This is a genomic window from Pseudomonas bijieensis (assembly GCF_013347965.1).
Classification (GTDB): domain Bacteria; phylum Pseudomonadota; class Gammaproteobacteria; order Pseudomonadales; family Pseudomonadaceae; genus Aquipseudomonas; species Aquipseudomonas bijieensis.
In genome coordinates this window covers 5769890-5796629 of record NZ_CP048810.1, presented here as the reverse complement: position 1 = coordinate 5796629, position 26740 = coordinate 5769890, and the positions used below count along the sequence as shown (strand labels likewise).

The 26740-nt window shown below is 58.9% G+C and carries 17 protein-coding genes, 1 tRNA gene and 1 pseudogene; 4 read left to right on the top strand and 15 right to left on the bottom strand.

Annotation, left to right across the window (positions count from 1 at the left end; genetic code table 11):
- Window positions 1–27: 27 nt before the first annotated feature.
- The 13 genes from GN234_RS25620 to GN234_RS25565 all read right to left on the bottom strand — a co-directional run bounded on the left by GN234_RS25620 (window position 28) and on the right by GN234_RS25565 (window position 19956).
- Entirely contained in the window at window positions 28–1269 is a 1242-nt protein-coding gene (locus GN234_RS25620) for a glutamine synthetase family protein (protein ID WP_176689636.1), read from the bottom strand.
- 345 nt (window positions 1270–1614) lie between these two features.
- Complete coding sequence (locus GN234_RS25615) at window positions 1615–2307, bottom strand: sensor histidine kinase (RefSeq protein ID WP_109753929.1); 693 nt, start codon at window positions 2305–2307, stop codon at window positions 1615–1617.
- Window positions 2300–3907 (bottom strand): tetratricopeptide repeat-containing response regulator, encoded by a 1608-nt coding sequence (locus tag GN234_RS25610; RefSeq protein ID WP_109753928.1) that lies wholly within the window; start codon window positions 3905–3907, stop codon window positions 2300–2302. The genes GN234_RS25615 and GN234_RS25610 overlap by 8 nt, the downstream gene beginning before the upstream one ends.
- A gap of 506 nt (window positions 3908–4413) precedes the next feature.
- Entirely contained in the window at window positions 4414–5010 is a 597-nt protein-coding gene (locus GN234_RS25605; protein WP_176689250.1) for an imm11 family protein, read from the bottom strand.
- 35 nt (window positions 5011–5045) lie between these two features.
- Complete coding sequence (locus GN234_RS25600) at window positions 5046–5921, bottom strand: hypothetical protein (RefSeq protein WP_176689249.1); 876 nt, start codon at window positions 5919–5921, stop codon at window positions 5046–5048.
- A gap of 55 nt (window positions 5922–5976) precedes the next feature.
- Window positions 5977–6597: a hypothetical protein gene (locus GN234_RS25595; protein ID WP_176689248.1), complete on the bottom strand. Its 621-nt coding sequence runs from the start codon at window positions 6595–6597 to the stop codon at window positions 5977–5979.
- 51 nt (window positions 6598–6648) lie between these two features.
- Window positions 6649–7005 (bottom strand): hypothetical protein, encoded by a 357-nt coding sequence (locus GN234_RS25590; protein ID WP_176689247.1) that lies wholly within the window; start codon window positions 7003–7005, stop codon window positions 6649–6651.
- A 254-nt stretch (window positions 7006–7259) separates the two neighbouring features.
- Complete coding sequence (locus GN234_RS30460) at window positions 7260–7415, bottom strand: DUF6990 domain-containing protein (RefSeq protein ID WP_411828772.1); 156 nt, start codon at window positions 7413–7415, stop codon at window positions 7260–7262.
- Window positions 7416–7634: 219 nt separating this feature from the next.
- Complete coding sequence (locus GN234_RS25585) at window positions 7635–7967, bottom strand: hypothetical protein (protein ID WP_176689246.1); 333 nt, start codon at window positions 7965–7967, stop codon at window positions 7635–7637.
- Window positions 7967–17185: a two-partner secretion domain-containing protein gene (locus GN234_RS25580; protein ID WP_176689245.1), complete on the bottom strand. Its 9219-nt coding sequence runs from the start codon at window positions 17183–17185 to the stop codon at window positions 7967–7969. Before GN234_RS25580 ends, GN234_RS25585 begins: the two co-directional genes overlap by 1 nt.
- A 45-nt stretch (window positions 17186–17230) precedes the next feature.
- Entirely contained in the window at window positions 17231–17749 is a 519-nt protein-coding gene (locus tag GN234_RS25575) for a toxin-activating lysine-acyltransferase (protein ID WP_116833268.1), read from the bottom strand.
- 9 nt (window positions 17750–17758) lie between these two features.
- A complete protein-coding gene (locus GN234_RS25570) occupies window positions 17759–19420 on the bottom strand; it encodes a ShlB/FhaC/HecB family hemolysin secretion/activation protein (RefSeq protein WP_176689244.1) in 1662 nt (553 codons plus the stop codon).
- 459 nt (window positions 19421–19879) lie between these two features.
- Window positions 19880–19956: transfer RNA gene (locus tag GN234_RS25565), tRNA-Arg, on the bottom strand.
- A 524-nt stretch (window positions 19957–20480) separates the two neighbouring features.
- Here GN234_RS25565 and GN234_RS25560 point away from each other — a divergent pair.
- From GN234_RS25560 to GN234_RS25550, 3 genes are all read left to right on the top strand, one after another.
- Window positions 20481–20807: an Arc family DNA-binding protein gene (locus tag GN234_RS25560; RefSeq protein WP_109753922.1), complete on the top strand. Its 327-nt coding sequence runs from the start codon at window positions 20481–20483 to the stop codon at window positions 20805–20807.
- 168 nt (window positions 20808–20975) lie between these two features.
- Complete coding sequence (locus GN234_RS25555; RefSeq protein ID WP_176689243.1) at window positions 20976–21785, top strand: AraC family transcriptional regulator; 810 nt, start codon at window positions 20976–20978, stop codon at window positions 21783–21785.
- A 71-nt stretch (window positions 21786–21856) separates the two neighbouring features.
- Window positions 21857–22465 carry a LysE family translocator gene (locus GN234_RS25550; RefSeq protein WP_176689242.1) on the top strand — a complete coding sequence of 203 codons (609 nt, stop codon included), beginning with the start codon at window positions 21857–21859 and terminating at the stop codon, window positions 22463–22465.
- An 89-nt stretch (window positions 22466–22554) separates the two neighbouring features.
- On the opposite strand, the pseudogene ltrA reads toward GN234_RS25550, so the two are convergent.
- Both ltrA and mgtE read right to left on the bottom strand, forming a co-directional pair.
- A pseudogene (gene ltrA, locus GN234_RS25545) lies at window positions 22555–23977 on the bottom strand (group II intron reverse transcriptase/maturase).
- Between the two features lie 468 nt (window positions 23978–24445).
- Window positions 24446–25888, bottom strand: a complete 1443-nt coding sequence (mgtE, locus tag GN234_RS25540; protein WP_109753919.1) for a magnesium transporter — start codon at window positions 25886–25888, stop codon at window positions 24446–24448.
- Window positions 25889–26221: 333 nt separating this feature from the next.
- Between mgtE and GN234_RS25535 the strand changes: the two genes are divergently transcribed.
- Complete coding sequence (locus GN234_RS25535; RefSeq protein WP_176689241.1) at window positions 26222–26725, top strand: cell envelope protein SmpA; 504 nt, start codon at window positions 26222–26224, stop codon at window positions 26723–26725.
- Window positions 26726–26740: the final 15 nt, after the last annotated feature.

Here is a 26740-nt window from a genome sequence, read left to right as displayed (position 1 = left end):
TGAAGATAGCCCGAATGCGGCGGTTCTTTATGCCTGGGCCGCTAGGACACGTCGCTCCCAGGGCGTGATTTCATCGAAGAAGCTGGTCAGCTCCAGGGTCTTGGAAGCGATGTAGCCTTCGATGAACTCCGTGCCGAACAGTTCCTTCGCCAGATGACTACGCTTCAGACGCTCCAAGGCAGCATGCAAGGTACATGGCAGCGACAGATTATCCGGCACTTCGAATTCACCCTGGATCGCCGCGCTCGGCTCCAGGCGATGTTCAATCCCGTATAACCCGGCAGCCAGGCTGGCGGCAATCGCCAGGTAGGGGTTGGCATCGGCCCCCGGCAAGCGGTTCTCGACCCGCCGGGCCACCGGCGAACTGGCCGGAATCCGCAAGCCGGCCGAACGATTGTCATGGGACCAACAGGCATTGTTCGGTGACGCGAACGGGTGGCACAGGCGCTGATAGGAATTCACGTTCGGCGCGAACAAGGCGGTGAAATCCGCCAGGCACGCCTGTTGCCCACCAATGAAATGCCGGAAAGTGGCCGTCGGTTCGCCCGCCCCGTCGCTGAAGACGTTACAGCCGCTGCCTGCCTCGACAACGCTTTGGTGGATATGCATCGAACTGCCCGGCGTGTGAGCCAGCGGCTTGGCCATGCAAACCACGGTCAGGCCGTGCTTGAGGGCCACTTCCTTGAGCAGGTGCTTGAACAGGAACGTCTGGTCGGCCAGCAACAAAGGGTCGCCGTGCAGCAGATTGATCTCGAACTGGCTCACGCCCATTTCATGCATGAAGGTGTCGCGAGGCAAGCCCAGCGCCGCCATGCATTCATAGACTTCACTGAAGAACGGGCGCAGGCCATTGTTAGAGCTGATGCTGAACGCCGACTGGCCGTCCTCGCGACGCCCATCCAGGCCCAGCGGCGGCTGGAACGGCTGGGTCGGGTCAGGATTGGGGGCGAACACGAAGAACTCCAGCTCGGTCGCCACCACCGGTGCCAGGCCCAGGGCTGCATAACGAGCGACAACGGCCTTGAGCTGGCCGCGCGTGGAGAGTCGGGAGCTTTCACCGGTCAGTTCGTCGGCATCGCAAATCGCCAGCGCACGAGGCTGCTGGCTCCAAGGCAGGCGGTGGATCTGTTTCGGGTCCGCCACCAGCGCCAGGTCACCGTCATCGCTGCCGTAGAAACGCGACGGTGGGTAACCGCCCATGATGCATTGCAGCAATACCCCCCGCGCCAGTTGCAACCGTCGGCCTTCGAGGAAACCTTCGGCGGTCATCACCTTGCCCCGCGGCACGCCATTCAAATCCGGCGTAACGCATTCAATCTCATCAATGCCCGTCAGTCGCTGCGCGAATGAACGCTGGCCATCGGTCGTCATGACGCAATCCTTGTTATGTGCGAGCCGCGAACGGCAACCCGTACAAAATAGGCTTCGGCTGTTCGGAATATCAAGCACCTGAAAAAATAAACAACAAGCCTTGGAATACATTGTGGGAGCGAGCCTGCTCGCGATGGTGTCGGTTCAGCCAATATTGAGTTGACTGGTGCACCGCCATCGCGAGCAGGCTCGCTCCCACCCACAGGAGATTTGGCTGGTAGGGGGGATTTATGGGGCGCACGCTCAGGGCAAGTAAAGCCGGAACACCCCACCGCCCAACACCCCGCCATTGGCAATCTCGGTGCGCCCGCTCACGCCGCCACGCTGGTGCAGCCCGGCAATCCGCGCAGCAAAGTACAAGCCCAACCCGGTGCTGCCGCTGCTGTGGTTGATGCCCTGCACATACTCGGCCTGACGCTCGATCATCTCTGGTGGGTAACCTTCGCCGTCGTCATTGATGGTCAGCACCAGTTGCCCGGCCTCATCACTCACGCTGATCAGCAGCGTCTGGCGCGCATGGCGAATGGCGTTGTTGATGCAGTTGTCGAGCACCGAAGCCACCAGCTCGCGGTCGAAAAAGCCCAGGGGGCTGAGCGGGTCGACCTCGTAGGTGACCATGATCCCCCGGCTGCGGAATACATCCTGATGGCCGGCCAGTTGCGCCTCGATGAAATCGTCCAGCTCATGATAGGCCGGGTGTAGCGGCAACTGGTTGACGCCGAGCTTGTACAGCCCCAGCAACTGCACCATAAGGCCATTGAGATGGGCGAACTCGAACTCGATGACGCCCTGCTCCGAGGTCTGTCGCTCGACATCGGGCAAGCGCTCGAGCCATTGCGTATGCGCCTGCATGAGCAAGGTCAGGGAGTTTTTCATGTCGTGCACGGTAGACGCGATCACCGTGGAAAAATCGAGTGCCTGTTCGCTGTCATTCATCGCCAAATGCCTTGCTTCGCAGTTTTTGATAACGCGCAAAACGCGCATCGGTGTCGGGCATCATGCCCACCAGTTTCAGGCAGGCGCGGCACTCCAGCAGCAGCTCCGACTCCACATTGGTGTCGGTGCCATGCAGCAGCGATTGCGCCATGTTCAGGGCAATACTGATGTTCTTCGGTTGCATCTTCAGGGCCCGGCGGAACAGCTCCCGTGCCTCCGGCAACGCGCCGGTCTTGTAGACCCGCACGCCTTCGCGGTTGAGCTCGGCGGCGGCATTGCCCTGGTTGAGGATGTTCGGGTCGTCGGTCAGCTTGGCGATGCCTTGCATTACCGTCGGGTCATCACCGTAGATTTCCGCGCAGTTCTTGAGCATCGATTCGCCGGCGCTGGTCTGTCCGAGCATTTGCAACTGCTTGGCCACCAGCAACGCGGCCTCGGCACTCATGAACTGCTCCATGCCATCGAGACGCTGCAAAGCCTGTTCGGTGAGTTTCTCGGCGGTCTCGGCATCGTTGAGCAACAGGCTAGTGGCTTTCATCAACCGCGCCCGCACCTGCAGACCCGGGTCGTTGAGGTTCTCCTTCGCCACGGCGCTGAGGGTGGTGTTGATCTCCAGCCGCGTCCGGGTGTCGAGACCTTTTTCGCTGCCCTTGCTGATCAGCGCATGGGCCAGGCCGAGGTTGCTTTCCGGGTCCTTGAAGCGCGACTGCGCGCCCTGCCCGACCGCCTGGCGATAGGCCTTGGACGCCGTGTCGTAGTCTTCGTTGGTCATCGCCAGCTTGCCCAGCAACGATTGACGACGCACCGCCAGCGGCGACAGGCGCACCGCCTCTTCCAGCACCTGCTGCGCCTGTTTGGTGTCACCTTCGGCCACCAACACCTCAGCCATGCCGTCGTACAACGCCGGCATCATCGGGAAGACTTTCAGGGCCTTTTCATAAACGGCCTTGGCCTGCCCCACCTGGCCGCGCTTGAACATCAACTTGCCCAGCCCTGCGTAGGCCCACGGCAACGGGCGATCCGCGAGGATGGAGTTGTACAGTCGCTCCAGGGCTTCGTTCTGATTCAGGTCGCGCAACGCATCGGCGCGATAACGCAGGCACAACGGCCCGTAGCGCGGATCCTGCTTGCACAGGGCGATGCAGGCATTGAGCACTTCCATTGGCTTGCCACGATCCAGGGCCTGCAGGATCGGCTTGAGCAAGGTCTTGCGCTGCTCGAGCCGTTCCAGCCGCTGGGCCAGGCCGGAGCGGTTGAACGGTTTGGTCAGGTACGCATCGGGCTCATGCTCCAGGGCACTGAGCACCATCGCCTGGCTGGTCTCGGCGGTCACCATGAGGAACACACTTTCATGGCTGATCAACTTCTCGACCATCAGGTCTTCGAGCACCTGCTGGCCATTCTTGCGCCCGTCGCCCAGGTGATAGTCCTGCAGGATGAAGTCATAACGCTTCTGCGAGCACATGCGCAGCGCCACTTCACCGGTGTCGGCGGTGTCCACGTCCTTGACGCCCAGCTCACGCAGCATGGACCGGATCGAACTGCGGAAATCCGAGAAATCATCGACGATCAGAAAACTTTTTTGGTGGTACGCCAGCATCGAGGATGTCCAGGCAAGTAAGAAAATAACCCAATGGCATAACAACGAAACGCCGTGTCACAGCCCCGAGGCGCGCAGATGATAGCCACCAGCCGGCAACGTTCAAGGGGTTTCAGCAACCGCTTGGCCTGGCTGTGTCGTGACGCACATTGCGAGCCGAAACGCTGGAGAAAACCGGGCTCATCGGGTTATCGGCAGGCGATGGCATTCCGTTAAGAGGAACGAGTGGGAGAAACCGAGCGCAGGGGGTTGGCTGAACCCCCGTGGCGAGGAGCTTGCTCCCGCTGGGCCGCGCAGCGGACCTGTTTTTGGCGGCTGCTGCGCAACCGAGCGGGAGCAAGCTCCCTCGCCACGGGTGGTGTCAGGCTTCATCCCTCAACCCATCAACGCGAAACTGGGTTCACTCACGACGCGCCAACACCTCAACAGAAAATCACCTTATTCTTCACCACCGTAGCAGGCGATTCAGCCTCTTGCCTCGCCAGGCATGTACTGGTTTCCGCTAATCAGCAAATAACTTCGCTCTCGCCATTCACACCCTCGAATAGCATCCCTGTGAGCCCCGCTCGCTCCAGCCGAAGCTTCACATCTTCGCTAACGATCAATGCCCCCAAGTGTTTCCTGACACGAAAAATATGTTTCCCCTGAACCTTGGCAGGATCAATGACGAGATTCAGAAAGACGCTGTATTCGCCAGCTCGATCAGATCGTACGGGATCATTGACCTCATATTTTTTGAAAGCGGACCGTGATTCGTCTACACAATCCAATTGGGTCTCGACAATCATTACATAGTGACGATCGTGAGCTCGCTCACCCGCCACCGTCACAGGCTCAAGCACGACATTCATATACGGCTCATCAACGTCGGGAATCCCCACCAATGCGTCCCTGGCTTTCTCGCTCAAGATCGGCACAGAGGCATATCCAGCCAAGGAAAAATCTAGACTCACACCTTCCTCAAGAACCTCAAGGGCGTAGGTACATGGCTCCATGTACTCAGAAGGGGGATCGATAAAGAGCCAGTTATTACAGTGCTTTATATCGCCCAAATACCAGCGCTCAGGAAACTGCACATCTTCTCGCAACAAGTAATATTTCATTTCAGCTCGCCGCATGTCATTGCTTAAGGTCGCGCCTACGTCGAAAGCCCGAAGAAACGCTCGTAGGCAGCCTCCACCCGGACAGCAAGCTGATCAGAAATGATGACCAGGTTTTCTAGCGCAGCTGTCTTTGCGGACAACAAAGGGCTCGAAATAGCTGGAACAGTCAAACCTAGTTGCTGCCGAACCCGGAAAATGGCGTGGACCTCCAAGGGCAACAAATCGAAAGGCGCATATTTGAACTCAGGGTCCCAGGGCCCACCGTTGTCTTCAGCTTTGGATAAGTGATAGTGACATAGCCCTTCCAGTGCATGAGCAAGCCCTTTTCCATTTGTCCACTCGTCTATCACGCTTTGATAAATTCCCAGATCCGTCGACTTGATCTCTGGAAGCGCAGGACCTTGCGAATAGACTGAATAAAGCCAGAGCATGAAAGGTTCGAATCGACGCTGCTCAAGATAGCCAGAATCGACGGCGCCTTTGACGGTCAACATTCCCGCGAGCACATCGGCCACGGACGCAGCCAGATCACGACGATCAGCCACTATCAACCCGGCCAGCAAGCACCCAGCAATGCTCAACTGGTTAGTCAGATTGGGGACAGTTTGGATGCCTTGAAGAAAACTCGTTTTGGTGAAAGCCTTTGCCTTGAGCATCAGCGCCCAATAACGGTACATCATCGAGCGCGAAACCTGCTCCCAGCCAGAAGCCTCTCCGTCACTGATGGCGACTTCACCCCGAATACCGTAATAAGTCGCCAGCATCCCCAGCGAGTCAGCCACATTGTCCAATCCGTTTAATGAGTCGCTGGCAAGATCCTCATCGATATAGTCAAGCTCTTGCGCCGTCAGGCCGTCCGCCTGTGACAGCCAGCACCGGTGCTGATGAAGCCGGACGTTGATTTCATCCATTCAGGTGCGCTCCTTTGACGCCAGTACGGACGCCCTTCCGTTTACCATGCTACTTCTAGTTGGTTACAAAGAACCCACTCTCGGTGAGAGCACACCTTCCTCCAGCCCGCCAGAATCTAAAATAGGGTTCCAAATCAATATCAAACTTAAATAATGGCCGCCCAATGTACCAAGCAAGATAATAATCCGCAGCCAATCCATAAAGCGCCTCGAACAGCGCGTAAGTTTGGTCAGTATCAGAAACCCTGCTTCCCCTGACTACATCCCCAACCTCATCAAACAACCAATAATGAGGAATATCTCGTTGAAGCCAGTGGTCCATATCGTGACCATCAACAAAAACCACTCGGGCATCTTCACAAATTTTTAGAACTTCGGAATCGCCGAGTACCCCACATACTCTTTCTTGCTCCTTGAGCCACTCCCGGCCTAGCCGAATCAATTCGACCTCTCCAACTTTAAATTTTGGCAGGAGATACAGGGACTTCTCCAAATTTCCAGAAGCAAGAACGCGCTCAGCTCTATCAACCAACTTTTCCGAAAACGGAAAATAGCTGAATATACGTCGAACTTCCTCAGAACCACTATGCGCTTTCAACAATCCCAAAAAATGAGATTTATCGAAGACTGCCTTTCCCTCACAGAAGGCGCACCAGTCGGACAACAAAGACTTCATGTCTAATTTCCACCATTTTCTGGTGAAGGCAGCAATAAATCCCCGCAACCTTCACTCTTCGTCCCAGAAGTCCCCTGGTGGTGCATATTCACCATTCTTCAAGATAGCGCACCAACCAAAACTCCTATAAAACATCTCAAGATCAATTATTTCATACACCCCATCCCCAACCTCCTTCAGGGTAATCAAACCAGAAGCATGATGCGTGTACTGACCACCCGCCCCTGCAACAGCTCTTAACTCCAGTTCTTTCCGATCCCACTCCACCACCACTCCAGACGACTCAGGAATAGTTTCCGCAAAAAAAATCTCAAATTCCCTGGCTATTTTGCATACACAGGGGATCCGTTCCTGCCGTAGCAGCTCATCAGCAACCAAATTCTTGGGAAATTCAATTTTCAACTTCATTACAAAGCATTCCGAGGTACAACAACCTCACCTGAAAAATTTTCTCGAAGATAGCAACAGGACTAAAATACTGACTACCAAGAAAAGGAGACAGATTTTTTTGTAAACCTAGGAGCCTAACAATTAAATAAATCCGCCCCTTTTAACAAATAAATCCGTTCCCTCTTTCCCTCTGATGGGAAGCTTAACAGTATAGGTAGCAATCAACCCGTCGCCGCAACTAGGGGCGGCCGGAAGCTCAAGACCTGCGAACCCTAAAGGTAAGGCACAAATTCGAGCCTGTCGCCTTTCTCAAAACTCCTTTTATATTCGTCTAAACGCCCAGCATCCCCTGCTATTGCTAGAGCCGCCAAATGTCGGATAGGCATCCCACCTTTAGCTTCAGTTGGCAGTTTCCTATAAACCGTCAACCCCTCGTCAATACTCTGAGAGCAAGCCCATTAAGACAACATCCTCCCTCTCCATTGCCTCGCCCCAGAAAAATTCATAAAACAGAGAAAAAAATTACTTAGAAAATAAATAAACACTCCCATCCCTCTGTACCTAAAGATTAAATTTCCTTCTTTCTGTTGTAACACCCCATCCCCGCCCCCATAAAAACTTAGGATTCATAATTTTCCGCCCCCCATTCATTTCGAATATATAAATTCAATTCCAATTTTCCCTTTAACCAAGTCAATCGTTACTTCGCAGCCGCTCCAAACAGACATACCTGCCGTTAGATTATTCTGGAAATACCAATGTCGGAGCTCCACCAACAGCTTCAGCATATCCGTATTTGCACGCCCTCCAGCGGTAAACCAAGACACCTTACCTTGCTCATCTACGAAGTCATATTCATACTCGCAGCTATCCAGCTCCTGCGCCAACTGGGCGCGCATCACAACCTTACACGCCCCCTTTGGGGCGACATCTAATAAAATCGCGCCAATGTCATTATAAATATCACTATCGTTACGCATCAAATACCTCCTGGCGAATTATTAAACAAAATTTCTTTAGGGCGACCACCACCAATCGAGTACTCGACGTTAAAACTATCGGGTCGAACATTCCCACCAGAGTAAACAGGCTCAATTTTTACCCTAACAGATTTCCCCTCCTTTAGAGCGTCTGCCCAAGCATTTTCCATTGTTTTCCAGACACCCTTGTTTAAGTTCCCATTCATGGGGAGTAAATTCAACTTCTCACCAGGACCGTTAAAAATACTTGCAATTAGATGCCCACCTTCATCACCCGCCACCCCGCACTTACCTGCGATACACTGCTGATAGGTATTCCTGTCATTTTTCACAAAAGAAAGATCGGATTCAACCTTTTCAACACGCCCCAAACTATCCGTTTGATAAATTTTGTTCCCATCCACTTTATAAATTGTATCGGGCTCAGGTTTATTTAGCTCTTTGGACCAAGCCCCCTTACCACCAGAGTTAATTTCTACTTCGCGAAGCACTTTACTAGGTTTTTTTATCCCAGCACTATAATCCCCAGGATTCTCAACAACCTTCCCATTAACAGTCGTCGTACCAGGGCCATACCCCCCCTCAAGTTTTCCGCTATACGCTCCCTCCACGCTGCTCCACTGCAGCGGCTTACCGGCCGACACGTCAGCTTTCGCAATTTTGGCCACATCGGCCATCTTTTCAAGCCCTTCCGTCCCCACCTTGATCCCGGCTTTCGCCAACGCCACGCCACCCTTGGCCGCCCCACCGACGCCGGTGGCGATGCTGCCAACCTGCCAGACGAGTTCGCCAATGTCCTGGCCCAATTGCACGGCGCGATCATCCCCGCCGTTTTCCAGGGCATCTTTAACACGGTCGAGTTTGGCGTTGAGTTCGTTGACCACACCGTCGCCGAATTGCTTGCGGGCCTCGGGGTCGTTGATCAGTGCTTTCAAGCCGTTGATCCCATCCACCGGATGGAGGAGAAATTGCGCCAGGCCCTCGACGTCGCCCCAACCCGCCTGCACCAGGCCTTTGCCCAGGCCGAAGCGGGTCAGTACATCTTGTTTCTGGTTGATGTACGCCCATTTGGCGATCACTTTCGCCTTGGCCCCGAGACCGTCAGCCTCGCTGTACTCCTTCTCGGCCTGGACCAACTGCTGGGTCGCCAGCCAGTTGTTGTCCACCGCTGCACCGGCGGCGCTGTTGGCAGTGGCCGGGTCGAGCGAGGAGCTGGTGGCGGCCAGCCCGGTGACGATGCTGACGATCAGGTTACGCTTGGCTTCGCGCTGGGATTCGCTTTCATCGGGGCTGGCTTCGGAGAACAGGCCGGTGAGCAGGCTCGACGCCGCCGCGCCTGCCGCGCCGCTGCCACAGCTCTGGCTGCTGGCGGCGGCGCCCGCGCAGGCGACAATGCCGTGCAGCGCGGCGTGCAGCGGTGAGCCTTCGGTGAGTTTGCCGTTCGCCACCAGGTCGCCGATGTAGCCGGCGCCCTGCTGTTGCACGTAATTGACCACCAGCCCCTGGACGAAGGCACTGTTGCCGCCACTGATATTGCCGCTGGCCGCGCCGACCAGGGCGGTGGTGATCTGCCGGTAGGTGCCGCCCGCGCCCCACTTGTCGGCGATGCCGCGGGCTTCTGCATTCAGCCGCTGGGAATTGTTGAGCAAGGCCAGACGCTGGACGTCGGTCAGGTCGGCGTTCGGGTCAAGTGCCTTGGCACGGTCAGCCTCGGCCTGTTTGCGCTTGAGGTCGACTTCCTTGGCCTTGTTGGCGAGCAAGGTGCTGGCTTCGTTGGAGAACGCCCCGACGATCTCGAAACCGGCACGGATTTCGTCTTCGTCGAAGATCGGCTTGAGCGTGTTGCTGGTGTCGCGGTCGCTGGAGACATCGCGATTGAGGCTGGCGACGGTTTGCTCGCCATTCTTGCCGGTGCGTTTCTGTTGTTCGGCGTCGTTGCTGATGACGATGGTGCCGCCACTGATGCCGCTGCGGGTGACGCTGCTGGCATCGTCGCTGGCACTGATGGCGATCGGCATCGTGGCGCTGAGGTCGTTGTCGTTCTTCGGCAGGTCGGTGCCAGGGGTCTGCGTGCCGCCGCTGGTGGCGTTGCCCTGCTGGTCCTTGCCGACTTCGCGATAGCCGCCACCGACGCTGACAGTGCTGGCGTCGTACTCGGCCTTGTTCTTGATGTCGCGGCTGGTGAGGCTGGCGGTGACCAGACGATTCTTGCCATCCTGCACGGCCTTGTCGCTGCTGGCGATGACAGCGCCGACCAGGTCGGTGTTGCCCCCCACGCGGATGTCGAACCCATCGTCGCCGGCCTTGATGCCCGATTGCTCGATCACGCTGGCGTAGTTGGAATCGATGTCCGTGGCGCCGAAGCTGCCGCTGACGCCGTTGACTGAACTCATGCCGTAGCAGAACGGCGGAATGCACAGGCTGATGCCAACGCCCAGGTTCTTCTCATCGACCACGTAGGTGTTGGTGTCTTGCAGGCTTTCGATGTTCAGGTCACCGCCGATATCGGCCAGTACCTGCTTGCCGCTCGCCACCGCGCCTCTGAGGTTGGTGTCACCGCCGGAGGACAGCAGCAACTGGTTGCCCGCCTGGACATGGGTATTGGTATGGGTGAGTCCATCGCCATCCGCCTGGCCACGACTGCCGGATGCACCCAGGTCCAGGGTGAAGCCGTTGCGGGCACCGAGGGAGAAGCCGATGCCGATGCTCGCGCTGCTGCCTTTGCTGTCGGTCTCCTGCTTGTCGATATTGCGGGCGGCGAGCAGGTTGATGTCACCGTCCGCCAGCAGGCTGGCGTTGCGTCCGGCCTTGATATCGCTGCCTTGTACGGTGATGTTGCTGGCGGCTCCAGCGCCCGTGGCACGCAGGCGGACGTCGTTGCCGGCGGTCATGGTCGAGCCGGCCGCGCTGTCGCTGGTGTAGGTGGTGGTGCTTTCGTTCTTCTTGGTGCCCAGGGACAGGCTGATGTTGATCCCGCCCGCCGCGCCCGGGTCCATCGCCACGGCGGTGGCGGCATTATTGGCGGCCATCACCGCAGTGGCGGCGGCCAGGGCCTTCATGCGCCCGTCGTCGGTTTTCTCCGACGCCCGTTTCATTTGCTGGGATGTCTGGATCGCGCTGATCACCGGGTTGGTCACGGTGAGGGTGAACCCGGTCTGCTTGAACAGCGTCTCGCGCTCGCGCTCGCGGGTGTTGCGCGCCTCGACGACGTCGATGGTCTGCGCCGTGACGTCGATGTTGCCTTGGGGCGCCGACACCTGGCTGCCCACCTGGCGATAGCCCTTGCCGGCTTCGATCAGCACATCGCCAGCGGTCGAACCGACGGTGCTGGCCACGGCCGTATGCTCGGTGGTGAGGTCCTTGACGCTCTGTTGCTGGGTGCCCAGGGTGACGGCAATGCCACCGCCGCTGAACAGGCCGCTTTTCTTCACGGACTTGTCGTGGCGTTCGCTGCTGCTGTCAGTGTCCGCTTCGATGTTGACGTTGTTGTCCGCCACCAGGACAGTCTGGGTCGTGGACACCACGTTGCTGCCCTTGAGGTTGATGTCACGACCGGCCTGCACATAGGTCTGCTCGCCGCTCAGGGTGGAGCCTTCGGCCGAGGTCTGGCTGATCGTGTCACGGGTGGTGGTGGTCTTGCTGGAGAACATCCCGTTGCTGCCTTTGACCTTGTGCGCTTCATCGGCGAACTGGTAATTCTGGCCGGCGGTCAGGTTGACGTCGCGCTTGGCCTCGGCAAACACCGCGCCTTGCTCGCTGGTGACACGGCCGGCGCGGGCGTTGAGGTCCTCGCCCGCGCTCAAGCGCACGTCGCCCTGTCCTTGGATCAGGGAGCCGACTTCGGTCTGGCTGGCATCCTTGCGCCAGTTGCTGCTGTTCCAGGTCAGCGCTTGCTGGTGCGCTTCGCCGACGGTGGCCAGGTTGATGTTGTTGCCCGCCTCCAGCAACGTGCTGCCACCTTTGCCAGCGTTGACCACCTGGGCACCGGTGAGGTTGAGGTCGTTGCCGGCACTGACCCCCATCGTGCCCTGGGCACCGCTGACGAACAGCCCGGCCACCCGCGACAGGTTGGTGCGGGTGCCTTGGGCGCTGCTGCTGTCCCGGCTGCTGGAGATGACGTTGATGTCCTGCCCGGCCTTGACCGACAGGCTGTCCACGGCACCGATCAGGCCGCCGAGGTTGTTGAGGTTTTCCCGCGCGGTGAGCGATACCTTGTCGGCCTGGATGCGCCCACCGAGGTTTTCGATGTTCTGCGCGGTGATCGCCATGACGCTGCGCCCGGCCAGGCTGCCACTGTTGACCAGGTCGCCGGCGATGTTCAGGTTCAACTGTTGCCCGGCAATCAAGGCGCCGGAGCCATTGAGGTCGCCTTCCTGGACCCGCACGTACACTTGCGGCACCAGTACATTGCGGGTGTCACCGTTGGCCAGGGTGACCTGCTTCTGGACCAGCCAGACGATGTCACTGGTCAACTGGGCCATCTGCGCAGAGGTCAGGGCCACGCCGGGGACCAGTTGCCATTGGCTGGCGACGGTCACGGCGTTGTCGATCAGGGCGCGGTACTGCACTTCGTCATTGGCATAGCCATCGAGAAAACGTCGGCCGGTGAGTTGCGCGATCTGTTCGCGAATCAATTTCTGTTCATAGAAGCCGTCGCCCAAACGTTGTTGCGTCAGTGCCGGATCGACTTGCAGGCGCTGCAACATGTAGTCCGAAGACAGCCAGGTGCGATAGCTGGCAAAGCGCGGGTCGGTTTCGATCAGGTAGCGGCTGGTGGTCTGGGGACTGGTGGTGAACAGGCTGTTGTTCGGCAATGCCAGGGATGGCCCGCCGCTGCGAATCTGCTCGGCCACACCTTTGCTGTTCAGGGTAGTCTGGGCCGCGACCTGAACGATGGGCGTCACTTCATAGGTCCTGCCAACCGGGGCGCTGACCGTGCCTGTGGCGGCTATCTGCTCGCTGACACCCTGTGTGGCGCGGGCGCCGATCTGGGTGCCCGTCCCATTGCCGGCGGCGTTCTGGGCGAACACGGTCGGTTGCAGGGTAATGTCCTGGATCAAGGGTGCGGGCGTGTAGGCGGTGACGGCCGTTCCCTGACGGTCCCGGCCCTTGCGCTGGATGCGATAGAAATTCGTAGCGGTGCCGCTGTCGGTGGTGGTGCGCTGGCCGGTCAATTCAGTGTTGGTCAGGCTGGCAATGTTGGCCTGCAACAACCCACCGGCAATGATGCGGCTCTTGTCATTGAGCACATCGCCTGCATTGATCTGCATGGTCCCGCCAGAAAGGATCTGCGCCGGTGCCGAGGTGGCGATCTGGGTTTCCTGCACCACGCGGGTGTAGTCGTAGCGATTCCAGTTGTCTTTCCGGCCCTCTGGAGTGTTGAGGTAATAGACCTCATCGTGGCGCAGGGAAATCTGGTCGCCCTGGTAGCGGTTCGGCGAACCGCTGAGCTGGAATTCCTGCAAGGCCGTGCGGCTGACTTCCACCTGTTGGGTGCTGAAGTGTTCGTTGGTGTTGCGCACGCTTTGCACATCGAGCGACAGGTTGCCGAGGGCCTCGATGGTCGCGCTGGCGTTGGTCAGCAGTTGAGCACGGTCCTGGGCCTTGTCAGTGGCGCTCAGCGCACCGCCGATGGCGAGGTCGCCGGCACTGAAGATCAGTGCCTGTTCGCGGTTGTCCAGGGTGCCGGTGCCAATGTCCAGCGTCTCGCGGGCGGCGATGGTCGCGGCGATGCCGTTCTCATCGCGGTTGCTCAGTGCCGAGGTGGCGATCGCCAATCGATCACCGTACAGACGCCCCGTGCCCAGGTTGTTGAGCGACGACGCTTGCACGCGCACCTGCTGGCCGTCGATCAGGCCACGGTTGGTCAGGCTGTCGTTGACGGTCAGGCGCACCTGGCCGGCGCTGATCTCGCCGTTGGCGGCGTTGTCCAGCGTTTGCGAGTGAACTTGCAACAGGCCGCCCGCCAGCAGTTTTCCGCTGTTGTTGAAAGCCCCGTCGGTGCTCAGGTCAACCTTGTTATTGGCCTGGATCTGTCCACTCAGGTCCAGGCCACTTTGCAGGCTGAACGTCAGATCGCCCAGGCTCAGGGCCCGACCGGTGCCCGCGTAATAAGCGGCATTGAGGGACAACAGGCTGCCGGCGAGCAGGGTCCCGTCGAGGTTGTGCACGGCCTGGCGACGTTGCGTCGTATCGCGGTCGGTGATGGTCAGGCCTTTCCCTGCGGAAATCAGGCCGCCCTGGTTATCCAGCACCTGGCTGACACCGATGGACAAGCCTTCGTCGGCGCGCACGGCACCAGCCTGGTTGCCGAAGGTGTTGAGCGCCAGGCTCATGGCGCGGCCTTCGAGGCCTTGGTTGGTACCTTGGGTGGCGCTGTTGTCGAGCACGCCGGCATTCACGCCCAGCGTCCCCGCGCTGCGCACCAGTCCACCCTGGTTGTTGAGCGTCTCACCCAGCACCAATTGGACATCGCCAAGGCCTTGCAACTGACCGCCGCGGTTATCCACTCGGGCGCCTTCGACCCACACGGTCTTCTCGCCAATGATCTGGCCACCGCTGCCATTACCAAGGTCGGTGGTCTTGAGCACCAGGGCACCCTTGGCGCCGAGGAACCCCGTACGGTTGTTGAAGTTGGCGCTGTGGATTTCGACGGCGTCCTGACCGCTGATGCCTTGGGTGGTGCCCGACTGGAGGTTGTTCAGCGCCTGGCTGCCAGTGTCGATGAACAGCTTGCCCTTGGCCTGGATCAGGCCCGCCGCGTTGCGCAATTCACCGCTGCGCAGGTCGAGGGTCGCACCGGCATTCAGCGTGCCCTGGCTGTTGTCCACCAGCATGCCGTGGCTGTCCAGGTCCAGGGCCTGGCCACTGATCACCCCGCTCTGGTTATTCAGGCCCTGGGCCGATAGATCGATATCGCCCAGCGCTTCAAGGCGCCCGCCGCTATTGTTCAATGCATCGGCCGAGACGTTGACCAGCAACCCGGACTTCACCGAACCCAGCACACCGTTGGTGTTGTTCAATTGGCCGGCGATGATCTCCATGCGCTGGGTGGCGGCGAGCGTGCCGCCGATATTGTTCAAGCGGTCGAACTCTGCGTGCAGCTCACCGCCAGCACTCACGGTGCCTTGAGTGTTATCCAGCAGCTCGCCGCTGACCCTTGTCGTACCGCTGGCGGCCAGCGTCCCGCCGCCGTTGTTGACTTCGTTGTCGGCAGTGACGGTCAACGCCCCGTTATCGGTGGCGAGGATTTTACCGCCCTGGTTATTCAACGTACCAACCTTCAGGACCACCGCCCCGGGGCTACTGACTTGCCCGGCTTGGTTGTCAAAACGTTCACGGGCGGTGACCTGCATTGGCTGCGCGCCAGTCTGGAGAATGCGTCCGCGCTGGTTGGACAAGGTCGTGGTGTCGAGCGTGATCTGTTGACCTTGGGTCAAGCCATCATCAACCACCACCTCACCGGCCTTGACGCTCAACTTGCCATTGCTCGCCAAGGTGCCTTTGCTGCCGGCCAACTGGTTGGCCTGGATGTCCAGGGTGCCTTTGCCAGCGTGCTCGACCTTACCCTCGCTGTTGTCGAGACGATTGGCGCCAAGCTTCACGTTGCCAGCGTTGGAGGCAATCCGCCCACTGCTGTTGTCGAGCGTGGCGACGGCTGTGATCGACGTATCGGCGGTGCCTGTCTGCACCAGCTCACCACCGGTATTGGAAACATCCCGCGCGCTCAATTGCAGGTTGCCGGCGCTGACTTTGGCTGCATCGGTGCGCAGGGTCTTGGCCGCTTTTGCGGTCAGCACCTGGGTCGCATCGACTTGGCTACCACTGAGATTGGCATCGCCGACGCTGGCCGTCAGAGTGACGTTGCGGCCCTGGGTCTGGCTGTCGCTCAGATCCAGGTCAGCGGCACCGATACCGACATCGCCGCCAGCAAGATTCTGACCTTGCGCCTTGACCGTGGTGGCCCGCAGCGCAAGGTTGCCGCTGCTACCCAGTTTGCCGTCCACCCCGACGCCGGCCGCCAGGCTCGAGGTCTTGGTGCTGCGAATGGTCTTGGCGGTCAGCGTCGTATTGTTCTGGCTGGCAACGGTGCCGCTGTTGTCGATGTCACCGGCGCTGTCGAGCCTCAGGTCGCCCTTGGCGTAGAGCGTGCCGCTGTTGTCAACGCTGGTGGCATTGATTCGGGTCGCTGTTGCGCTGCTGATAGCGCCCTGGTTTTGCAGTTTGCCGTCAGCACTGATTACCACCTCACCGGCCATGGCGCCGATCTGCCCGGCGTTGCGCACACCGACGCCGGATTCGGTGCCCACCAGCATGATCTTGCCTGCATACATGCCGCCCAATTTGGCAACGTCGATGGCAACGGTGGGTTTTTCCCCATCGGCGGCTGGCAGCGGCGTGGCCTGGGTGTTGTCGGCATTGACCTGATTGCGTCCGGCGGTGACCTTCAAGTCGTTGGCCCACACCCCGGCGTTGACCTGCACCGAGCGGGCGATCAGATCCGTGTAGTCGCTCTCACGGGCATCCAGGCCTTTGCCTTCGATGTTGATAGTGCCGCCCTGCACGGTGTAGCCGGTGATGCGACCGTTCTCCAACTGCGCCCGGCCAGTACTGAGGGTGGCCCGGTCGGCGTTGATGAAGCCGCAACCGTTGCACGTGATGCCGGACGGGTTGGCGATCACCACTTCGGCGCGCTGGCCGGCCACTTCGACGTAACCGCGCAATTGACTGGGATTGCTGGCGTTGACTTCGTTAAGGATGACCCGCGCACTGCCATTGCCCAACATCGGGTTGCCTTCGATCCAGCCGCCCAGTTTCGTCTGGCTATTGCCGGTGCCGTTGTTGAGGATCACGCCACGGCTATCGACATCGAACTGGTTGTAGGTGTTGCGCGAGACACCGCCGGCGCTGGGGGCCTGGATATTGACCTGCGGCGTACCGTTGGCGCTTTGTATCACGGTGGGTCGCTGGCCGGCTGGAGCCCCCGGGTCGGCGACGATGGTTCCAGCCCAGGCCGGTGCCACGCTCAAGGACACCAGACCAATCGCCGTCATCAAGGCAAAGCGCAACGCCCCGAGCGTCGCCGTACAAGCCGATGCGCCCGTCGACGGACCGGAGCGGGTCCCCGGCGCCTTGACCTGGCTGGTGACGTTCTCGGCCACGACCATCAGCAGTCCACGGGCCTTGTTGAAAACGATTCTGTACAGATGCTTGTTCATAGCAATTCCATTTGCGGAGCCAGCCCGCACGAGCAGTGGTTGGAGTTACGCTTCGATTGCCAGTGGGTGGGCGGCAAACCAGGCCTGGGCCTGCTCGGGAATGACCCCGATCCCTTGGAATGTCTTGACCCGCAGGCCGCGCTCATCGCCTCGGTGGTAGAGGGCACGGGCGCAGCGATCGATGAAAAGATGACGTTGCAACAAACGACTCAATACCGCTGTGTGGCCAAAAGGGGCAACCCAGTCGTTGAGCCAGAGACGCTCGCCGCTGTTCCAGTCGTCCTGCGTTAGCGCCAGCGGCGACTGGCGCAGGTAACGTCGCTCTGCCGCCTCGTCGAGGTTGAGCCAGGACAGGTAGAACACTGGCTTGCCGTGTTCAGAGCCGAGCACGAACTGGCGATGCTTGAGCGCCGGCAACAGCAGCGTCGGCAAGGTGTGCAACGGCGCATCGCGATGGGCCTTGGAGTGCATCCACAACCAGGTGGCGGAACCGAATACCGCGGCCTCGCTCCAGGGTTCATCGATCAGGCCAGGGGCGATAATGTCTAGCGTCTCGAATTGCATGGGATCACCTCAGAATGACCAGATGACGGTGAAGGCGCTGGTCACGTTGGCCGTCTCGAAACCATCGGGTTTCTTCAACGGCGTACCCACCGACCAGTCATAGGACAGGCCCTTGTAACCGCCGCGTATACCCACCACGGCTCCTGCCAGGCGCTGGCCGATCAGGAACTCACTGGCCTGGCCACTGACTTCGCCATAGTCGATACCGGTGTAGAGCTCCTGGCCGGTTTGCCCCAGGGACAGGCCGATTTCGTTGCGCAGGGTCCAGCCACGGTCGGCGGAAAGAATGTTTTCACCATCGAAGCCCCGCACGCTGTAGCGCCCGCCAATGGAGAAACGATCCTGGGGCACCAGCGGCGTACGGTTCCATTGCGCGCGCCAGCCGCCGATGTAGCGCAATCGCTGATCGCCGACCTGGAACGGCACCTGTAACTGGGCGTCGGCGGTGATGATCTGCGAGCGTGACGTGCCGGCATCAAAATCTTCCTCGGGGGCCTTGAGCGAGTCATGGGCACCGGTGCCACGACGATAGGCGACGCCCAGGTCAAGAATCGAAGCGCCTATGAACTCCCGATGGTCCAGCCCCAATTGCCAGCCGGCCATGCGCCGTTTCTGGTTGCCGATTTCGGTGTCGTCGATGAAATTCTCCGACGAGCGCGTCCACAGGCTGCCCCAGGCGGTGGTCTTGCGTACGGCGTCGCGGTAAAGCAGACGGGACAGACGCAACTCGTTGTTGCGACTCTCGCCTCGGTATTGATAGGTCTGGTTGGCGCCAGCGACAGATTGTTCATAGTTGTATTCGCTGCTGGTGAACCCCAACTGCCAGTAGCCGAACGGCAACGAATAATGCAGGGTGCTGCCATCGGAGCCGCGGTGCCCCGACTCGCCACCGCCCAGGTCATGGTTGACGCTGGCGTAGAACAAATCGTTGAGCGACAGCAGGTTGTCCAAGGACAGCGACACGTTGCCCTGGTATTTCCCCGTGGTCTTGCTGCCCGAGTTGTCCACCGACAGGCTCACACGGGCGGGGAACCGCTGGCTCCAGGCGATCACCACGTCGCTCTCACCGGGTTTGGCGTCGGCGGCACGGGCCGGGGCGATCTTGATATCGGCCTCGGCGGTGGGCACACGCTTGAAGTTTTCCAGCGCCTGCTCGATGTCGCGCAAGTTGAGCAGATCGCCAGGATTGGCCGGCATCGCGTTCCAGGCATTGGCGCGGGAACTGGTGCCCTCCTCGAAACGAATCTCGCGAATGCGCCCGGGCACCAAGGTCAAGACCAAGACCCCGCTGTTCAAGTCCTGGGCTTCGGCGAGCACGCGAGTGGTGACGTAGCCGGCCTCGATGATCGCGTTCTGCATGCGTTTCATCGTCAGGTTGATCCCGCCGCCACCAAGGCACCGACCAAAGGCGGGGTCATCCTGGGGGTTGGCGGCGCGCAATGCCCATTGGAATTGTTCCGATGCCTCGCCGATCAGACGGATGTCATTGATGGCAAAGCAGGGACTTTCCTTGGCGGGCAAGCGATCGACACCTTCAGCTACGGGCGCCGCTTGCAGGCGCACATCCGGCCGGGATTCCAACTGCTCCCTCAATACCCGTTCGCGCTCACGCTGGCGCAGCAGCTCTTCTTCAGGCCCGGCTGCCTGTGCCGCACTCCACGAACCTGTCATCCACGCCGCCATCAACAGCAGTGCGAGGCGCTTGGCGTTTTGGGCAGATGAACGGGTTCTGTCAACGCGGCGAGGAGCGCTGCTCGGTTTACGCGATCGGCAGGGTGCGGCTGGGCGCATGTCACATCCTTGTGGCCTGAATCAAAGACACGATGAGTCAGGCCCGCCGGACGCGGCATTGGCGCTGACACAGATAAAAAAGAGGTACAGATTCCATCGAAAACGAAGGAAAAGTCCTACAACGTACCGAGACGGTCAGATAGCAAAGGGGGGAGAAAGTTTCGCATTACCGAAATATCCTCGATACAAATGGCTAGAAATGGGCAATCGGTCACAGCTAAGGGGGAGAAATGGCGGTGCCTGGACTGAACATCGCGCTCAGGCCTAGGTTGATCGTGCGGTAGATAGGGATGCAAACCGGAAAAGTCAGCGATGATTTCGCTAACCCACTGTTTATAATGGTGTCCCAGGGCAGGTTCGAACTGCCAACCTTCCCCTTAGGAGGGGGATGCTCTATCCAATTGAGCTACTGAGACACGAATTGACCACAAGAGACGCGGTGCGTAGGACGGCGTGCATGTTAACGACCTACCCTGCGTTTGTCATGTCGCCCATGGCTTTTTAAGTGTAGGCAAATGGTACTCCCTGTAAGGCTGACCGTCCGTGAACGCCAAGTTTGGCCGCCATTCATCTGTCCTGGCTCACTTATCCTAGTAAATCGGCCATTTGCCACTATCCTGTACAAGACAGGGACGGCACGCGTTTTTGTCCATTTCCGTTATCCGCCAGACGGTATGGCACATAGACACAATCCGACGGTCACAGATGCGGACCTGTTGATTTTTACCAACCAGTCCGCATTTTTTGATGAAGGGTACTGGCATAACGCCTTTACCCGGATCAGAATTTGTCACAGAATTGGCGCCAATGATCTGGCAATTTTGAGGCATGATGCGGGCCTCTTAACAATTCAGGTTGAACATTTGGCAATGGAGCTTGTCCTATCGACATCCTGCGGCCAATCCCGAGAACCGCTCCCCTGAACTAACCGGTTAAATATATGCGCCCATTGAAACAGGCAATTTATTCCAGCCGTACGGCTGACAAATTCGTCGTACGTCTGCCAGACGGAATGCGGGAACGCATTGCCGAAGTGGCTCGCAATCATCACCGCAGCATGAACTCTGAAATCATCGCGCGCCTTGAGCAAAGCCTTATTCAGGAAGGCGCGTTGGGTGAAGAGTTGAGCATGCGCCTGGACAGCCCGGAGCTGTCGTTGCATGAGCGTGAGCTGCTTCAACGCTTCCGACAACTCTCCCATCGCCAGCAGAACGCCCTTGTTTCGCTGATAGCCCATGACGTGGAAATGGCCGCAGACGCGACCTGATCACACAGAAAACACTCAAGCCAGCCTTGTGCTGGCTTTTTTTTGCCTGGGGTTTGGCCCATACCTGCATTTCTAGCGCTCATCAGAGTCACTCCCCACCCACACTGCTGCCGATAGATGGCAGCGGTGCTAAATTGATCCGCTAAAAGCACGGGCTGGGAGGCCTGTATGGCAGGTCACGCATTCAAGGTAAGAAGAATTGCAGGGCTGGGCGTGGAAATCGTCGAGGCCGATTCGGATCGAACATTTGTCCGGCACATGCACGAACATTTCGGCATTGGCTTGCTTTTGCGTGGGGCGCAACGCTCTGCCAGCGGCCGAGGCCCCGTGCAAGCGATTGCTGGCGAGCTTATATCGGTCAATCCGGCCGAAGTGCACGACGGAGCCCCCATTGGAGAAGGAACGCGCCGCTGGCAGATGCTGTATTTCGACCCGCTGCTCATTACCCAAGCATTCAAGGATATGACGGACGATGGGGGTATATGCGCCCACGAGTTCGCTTATCCGGTACTGAAAAGCCGGCGTGCGGCCGAATTATTCCGCACCTTGTACCGAACAATCGCCCAAGCCGAAGAGTTTGGCGACCAAATGAAGATAGATGAAACGCTTTCGCTTCTGCTCGAACATTTACTGGATCAACCCGTGCCGATATCGCCGACGCCAGGTATCGCGGCAAACCGTGCGAAAACCATGATCGACGACGACCCGCAGTCGCCTATGTCGCTTGCGTTGCTGGCCAAGGAAGCAGACCTAAGCCGCTTTCAACTCGTGCGCGCCTTCACCCGCCTGAGCGGACTCCCCCCTCACGCCTATCTACTGCAACGACGTATCCAGCGCGCACGGCAGTTGATCGCTGCGGGCATGTCGCTGGCCGATGCGTCCCTTGCCAGCGGTTTCGCAGATCAGAGCCATATGACTCGATGCTTCGTGCGCAGCTTTGGATTTTCACCAGGTATGTACGCCCGGCAAAGCCACTAGCAATTTCGTTCAAGACACCCCTCGCCATCGCAGACAGGCTGGAGACTTCATGACTCCAAGAGCAGCGTCGCATGGACCTCGAATTTTTTGCCACATCCCTGATCATGGCCGCTTCGCCTGGCACTGGCGTAGTCTATACGGTAGCGGCCGGCCTGGCCCGAGGCTGGCGCGCGAGCGTGGTAGCCGCATTCAGTTGCACCCTGGGGGTCGTGCCCCACATGCTGGCAGCCATCACGGGCCTCGCCGCACTGCTGCACGCCAGCCCATTGGCCTTCGAGATCATCAAGTATCTTGGCGTCGCTTATCTGCTGTGGATGGCATGGAGCACGCTCCAGAGCCATGGAGCCTTGCACATTGACCCGAACAAAACGCCGCCCTCGAATGGCGCGGTGATTTGTTCGGGCATCCTGCTCAATCTGCTGAATCCAAAGCTGTCGATTTTCTTCCTCGCTTTTCTACCGCAATTCCTCACGCCAGGAGAGACGAATGCCACGTGGCGCATGCTGCAACTGAGCTTCATTTTCATGGCAATCACCTTTGCCATCTTCGTCATCTATGGCGTGTTCTGCGCATCGATGCGCCACCATGTTCTGGAGCGTCCATCCGTGTTGCAGTGGATGCGCCGCATCTTCTCGTCAGCCTTTGTGTTGCTGGCTGCACGACTGGCATTGATGCATTGAGACGCAGAAAATTCCGCGATCGAGTAGGAGACGGATTTACATCCGCCGTCCTCTCACACCACCGTACATACGGTTCCGTATACGGCGGTTCAGGCTATGCGGTTAAGCCAGTTTATCGTATCCAGTATCGAGACCAGTCCGAGTCGATTCCACAGCTTCTTCGGTAGCGCCTGATTCACATGTGGCGCTCCGGAGTTCCACCACGGGCCTCGGCCATTGAACGCTGATTTACAGGCGCGTCCTTCGTCGAGCCCCAGGCGCATCAGGTTGCGCGCCCTCGTAGAGGGCTGCTTCCATTGCCGCCAGATGACACAACGAAGTTTGCGTCTCACCCAACCATCCAACTCCTCAAGTGGTCGTTTGCTCTGACTGAGCTTGAAGTAGCCAGCCCAACCTCGCACTACGGGGTTTATCCGCTCGATGACGTTCGCCATCTTGTGACCCCGTACTCCGCGCAGCAGCTCTCTGAGTCGGTCGCGCAAGCGACCCAGACTCATCGTTGCCACTTTCAGCTTCGGCTGTTTGTGCCAGCTCATCCCATAGCCCAAGTAATCACAGGTCCAAGGCCGTGCCACACGGCTCTTTTCCCGGTTCACCGTCAGTTTAAGACGCTGATTCAGGAAACGCTCAACACTGGTCATGACCCGTTCGCCTGCACGATGACTGCGTACATAAATGTTCGCATCGTCTGCATAGCGCACGAAGCGATGGCCCCGCCGTTCCAGCTCGCGGTCGAGTTCATTAAGCAGGATGTTCGACAGCAACGGCGAGAGCGGGCCGCCTTGCGGAGTCCCTTCCTGCCGTCGGCTGGCGATGCCACCCGACATGATCCCGGCTTCGAGGTAACGGCGGATTAGCCTGAGCACTCGCTTGTCTTCGACTTGGCGCTCTATATGGGCCATCAGAACGTCGTGGTTAACACGATCAAAGAACTTCTCAAGATCAAGTTCCACGCACCAACGCTGACCCGCCGCCACGTGGGCACGGGCTGTTTCGATGGCTTGATGAGCGCTTCTGCCCGGACGAAAACCGTAGCTGTAGTCCGAAAACAGGGGGTCGAAAATCGGCGTGAGCTGTTGCAGCAAGGCTTGTTGGATCAGACGATCCACGACGTTGGGAATACTCAACTGCCGAGTTCCACCTTTGGGTTTGGGGATGTCAACGGCGCGCACACCTTGCGGCTGGTACTCACCGGCCAGCAGTCGGGCTTTGAGGATCGGCCAATACTGTTTCACGTAGCCTGCCAATTCGGCGACCGTCATGCCATCGGCACCCGGCGCGCCCTTGTTACTGACCACGCGTTGATACGCACGTCTGAGGTTGGCGGGTGCGAGCACCCGTTCCATCAGCGTGTCCAGCTCCGCGTTCGTCCACACCACAGACGCCGCCGATGTCTGCGCACTGCCAGCCACAAACCCCGGATTCCGTCCGGGACTTGGGGTTACAGCCCTCTTGTGGAGAGATTTCTGCTTTTTCGACATTCGACGAGACTCTGACGCCTACTGGCGGCATAACCTGTTCGGCCCTTGGTGACTGGGTTACTCGTCACTTACTACGGCCTCGGCTGACTTCTGCACGCTCATCCCGTCGCCTCTCGACGCCCGGTAGCACAGTGGCAAACGTGCAGATCTCCCAGGGTAATTCGCGCGACCTTCCTGCTTATGCCTGTCGGATCTACGTCACAGCGTTCCGTGCAAGTATTGGGCTTTGAAGATATTGGCCTTCTTACCCGCTGCGCCGCCTCTATCCGCTTCCTGTTCGTCAGGCCAGCATTTTGCCTCGGGCTTCCTTCAGATTCGCGGTCACCCGCGACACCCTTGCCTCTGGCTAACACTTCCCCTTGCCGGGTGTGTAGAGGACTTTCACCTCCAAGTCACCAGCGTGGCCACCATAGCCAAACTGGTTGCGCTTCGCGCAACGCGCCATGCCTGGCGCACCAATAAAAAACCCGCCAAACAGGCGGGTTTCTGAATGAACGACTCAGAGCAGGAAAATCGTCGCCAACCCCAGGAAAATGAAGAACCCACCACTGTCCGTCATGGCGGTGATCATTACACTGGCGCCCATGGCAGGATCACGCCCCATGCGGGCCAGAGTCATGGGAATCAACACCCCCATCAATGCCGCCAACAACAGGTTGAGCGTCATTGCGGCGGTCATGACCACGCCCAGCGACCAGCTACCATAAAGCAGGTAAGCCACTACACCGATCACGCCCCCCCAGATCACACCATTGATCAGGGCGACCACCAGTTCCTTGCGCATCAATCGCGACGTATTGCCGGTGCTGACCTGGTCCAGCGCCATAGCGCGGACGATCATGGTGATGGTCTGGTTGCCGGAGTTGCCGCCAATACCGGCGACGATGGGCATCAGCGCCGCTAGCGCCACCAGCTTTTCGATGGAGCCCTCGAACAGGCCAATGACCCGAGAGGCAACAAAGGCTGTAATCAGGTTGATCGCCAACCAGGCCCAGCGGTTACGCAGGGATTTCCAGACCGAGGCGAAGATATCTTCTTCTTCGCGCAGACCGGCCATGTTGAGGACTTCGCTTTCACTTTCCTCACGAATCAAGTCGACCATTTCATCGATGGTCAGACGGCCGATCAGCTTGCCGTTCTTGTCGACCACCGGTGCCGAAATCAAGTCATAACGTTCGAACGCCTGGGCCGCATCGTAGGCGTCTTCGTCCGGGTGAAAACTCACCGGATCACTGGCCATGACCTCAGCCACCTGCTTTTCCGGGTCATTGACGAGCAGACGCTTGATGGGCAGCACGCCCTTGAGCACGCCGTCGTAGTCGACCACGAAAAGCTTGTCGGTATGGCCGGGTAGCTCCTTGAGGCGCCGCAGGTAGCGCAAGACCACTTCAAGGCTGACATCCTCGCGGATCGTCACCATCTCGAAGTCCATCAGCGCACCGACCTGCTCCTCGTCATAGGACAACGCCGAGCGCACACGCTCACGTTGCTGGCCGTCGAGGGCTTCCATCAGTTCGTGGACAACGTCCCGTGGCAGTTCGGGCGCAAGGTCGGCGAGCTCGTCGGCGTCCATTTCCTTGGCCGCCGCCAGCAACTCGTGATCATCCATGTCGGCGATCAGGGTTTCCCGAACCGAGTCCGACACTTCGAGCAGGATGTCACCGTCGCGATCGGCCTTGACCAACTGCCAGACCGTCAGACGCTCTTCCAGTGGCAAGGCTTCAAGAATGTAGGCAACGTCGGCGGAGTGAAGATCATCGAGCTTGCGTTGCAACTCGACGAGATTCTGCCGGTGGACCAGGTTCTCGACCCGATCATGATGCGGACCTTCCTGGCGATGCGTCAGGTCTTCGACGACCCGCTGGCGCTGCAGCAGCTCAACGACTTGAGCGAGGCGATCCTGAAGGCTTTCCTGCGTTTTTTTTACTTCTACTTGGGTCATAGGCGAACTCCACTCCCAGCAGTGGAGCACGCCGGAAGGATCAATCAGTTAATTCATGATTGGCAAAACTAGATATTGAGTAACTACTGGGTAAGTCCATGGAGATATTCCAAAGCCCCGGCGGGGCTGACGGGCGCAATCATACACCGCTTGATGCTGTCTTGACGCTGTAAAACGTTAAAAAATCATGGCAAGAACAAGCGCTTGCGAGACAAACCTGAACATAGGCTGAACCTGTCCCTTTACGACGACTTATCCGGAAAAGAAAACACACGCTCCGGCACAAATGCAGCGACTACCCTTCTCTTCTGCACCGTCAAGGAGGACAACCGGATGCACCTCAACCACTGCCTGTTCCTGCTCGCCTGCCTGCCCTGCCTGCCGTTGTGGGCTGTCGGGCAGACCGTGCATCGCTGCGAAAATATCGCAGGGCACGTTACATTCACGACCCTGAGCTGCGGCGCGGGGGAAGCCCTGTCACTACAACAGATCCATCCGTATCGCCCAGGTTCGACCGAACCGACGACCGAGGCGATGCTGCCCGAAGCGGAGCGTGGGCAAACATCCAGCAACAAAACCACCCGCAGGGAACCGACCGTCGTTGGCCAGTTCCAGGACCACTGCGGGAACCTCATCGACGCCAGGCAACGCCGCCATGCCATCCTCGACCGACGAATCATCGCCGGCATGAGCCAACAGGACGTAGAGAGCGCCCTGGGCAAGCCAGACTCAATCAAGATTCGCAATTCGAGCACACGGTATACCTACAAGGCGAAGAAAGGTCGCAGCGCAGAGGTCGTGTTCGATGAGAGCGGATGTGTGAAGGGCAAATCGTAGACAGCAAAAAGCCCG

Coding starts and splice junctions, on each gene's coding strand:
- GN234_RS25620 (WP_176689636.1), bottom strand. CDS start 1,269: ATGACCGCCGAAGGTTTCCTCGAAGGCCGACGGTTGCAACTGGCGCGG.
- GN234_RS25615 (WP_109753929.1), bottom strand. CDS start 2,307: ATGAATGACAGCGAACAGGCACTCGATTTTTCCACGGTGATCGCGTCT.
- GN234_RS25610 (WP_109753928.1), bottom strand. CDS start 3,907: ATGCTGGCGTACCACCAAAAAAGTTTTCTGATCGTCGATGATTTCTCG.
- GN234_RS25605 (WP_176689250.1), bottom strand. CDS start 5,010: ATGAAATATTACTTGTTGCGAGAAGATGTGCAGTTTCCTGAGCGCTGG.
- GN234_RS25600 (WP_176689249.1), bottom strand. CDS start 5,921: ATGGATGAAATCAACGTCCGGCTTCATCAGCACCGGTGCTGGCTGTCA.
- GN234_RS25595 (WP_176689248.1), bottom strand. CDS start 6,597: ATGAAGTCTTTGTTGTCCGACTGGTGCGCCTTCTGTGAGGGAAAGGCA.
- GN234_RS25590 (WP_176689247.1), bottom strand. CDS start 7,005: ATGAAGTTGAAAATTGAATTTCCCAAGAATTTGGTTGCTGATGAGCTG.
- GN234_RS25585 (WP_176689246.1), bottom strand. CDS start 7,967: ATGCGTAACGATAGTGATATTTATAATGACATTGGCGCGATTTTATTA.
- GN234_RS25580 (WP_176689245.1), bottom strand. CDS start 17,185: ATGAACAAGCATCTGTACAGAATCGTTTTCAACAAGGCCCGTGGACTG.
- GN234_RS25575 (WP_116833268.1), bottom strand. CDS start 17,749: ATGCAATTCGAGACGCTAGACATTATCGCCCCTGGCCTGATCGATGAA.
- GN234_RS25570 (WP_176689244.1), bottom strand. CDS start 19,420: ATGACAGGTTCGTGGAGTGCGGCACAGGCAGCCGGGCCTGAAGAAGAG.
- GN234_RS25560 (WP_109753922.1), top strand. CDS start 20,481: ATGCGCCCATTGAAACAGGCAATTTATTCCAGCCGTACGGCTGACAAA.
- GN234_RS25555 (WP_176689243.1), top strand. CDS start 20,976: ATGGCAGGTCACGCATTCAAGGTAAGAAGAATTGCAGGGCTGGGCGTG.
- GN234_RS25550 (WP_176689242.1), top strand. CDS start 21,857: ATGGACCTCGAATTTTTTGCCACATCCCTGATCATGGCCGCTTCGCCT.
- mgtE (WP_109753919.1), bottom strand. CDS start 25,888: ATGACCCAAGTAGAAGTAAAAAAAACGCAGGAAAGCCTTCAGGATCGC.
- GN234_RS25535 (WP_176689241.1), top strand. CDS start 26,222: ATGCACCTCAACCACTGCCTGTTCCTGCTCGCCTGCCTGCCCTGCCTG.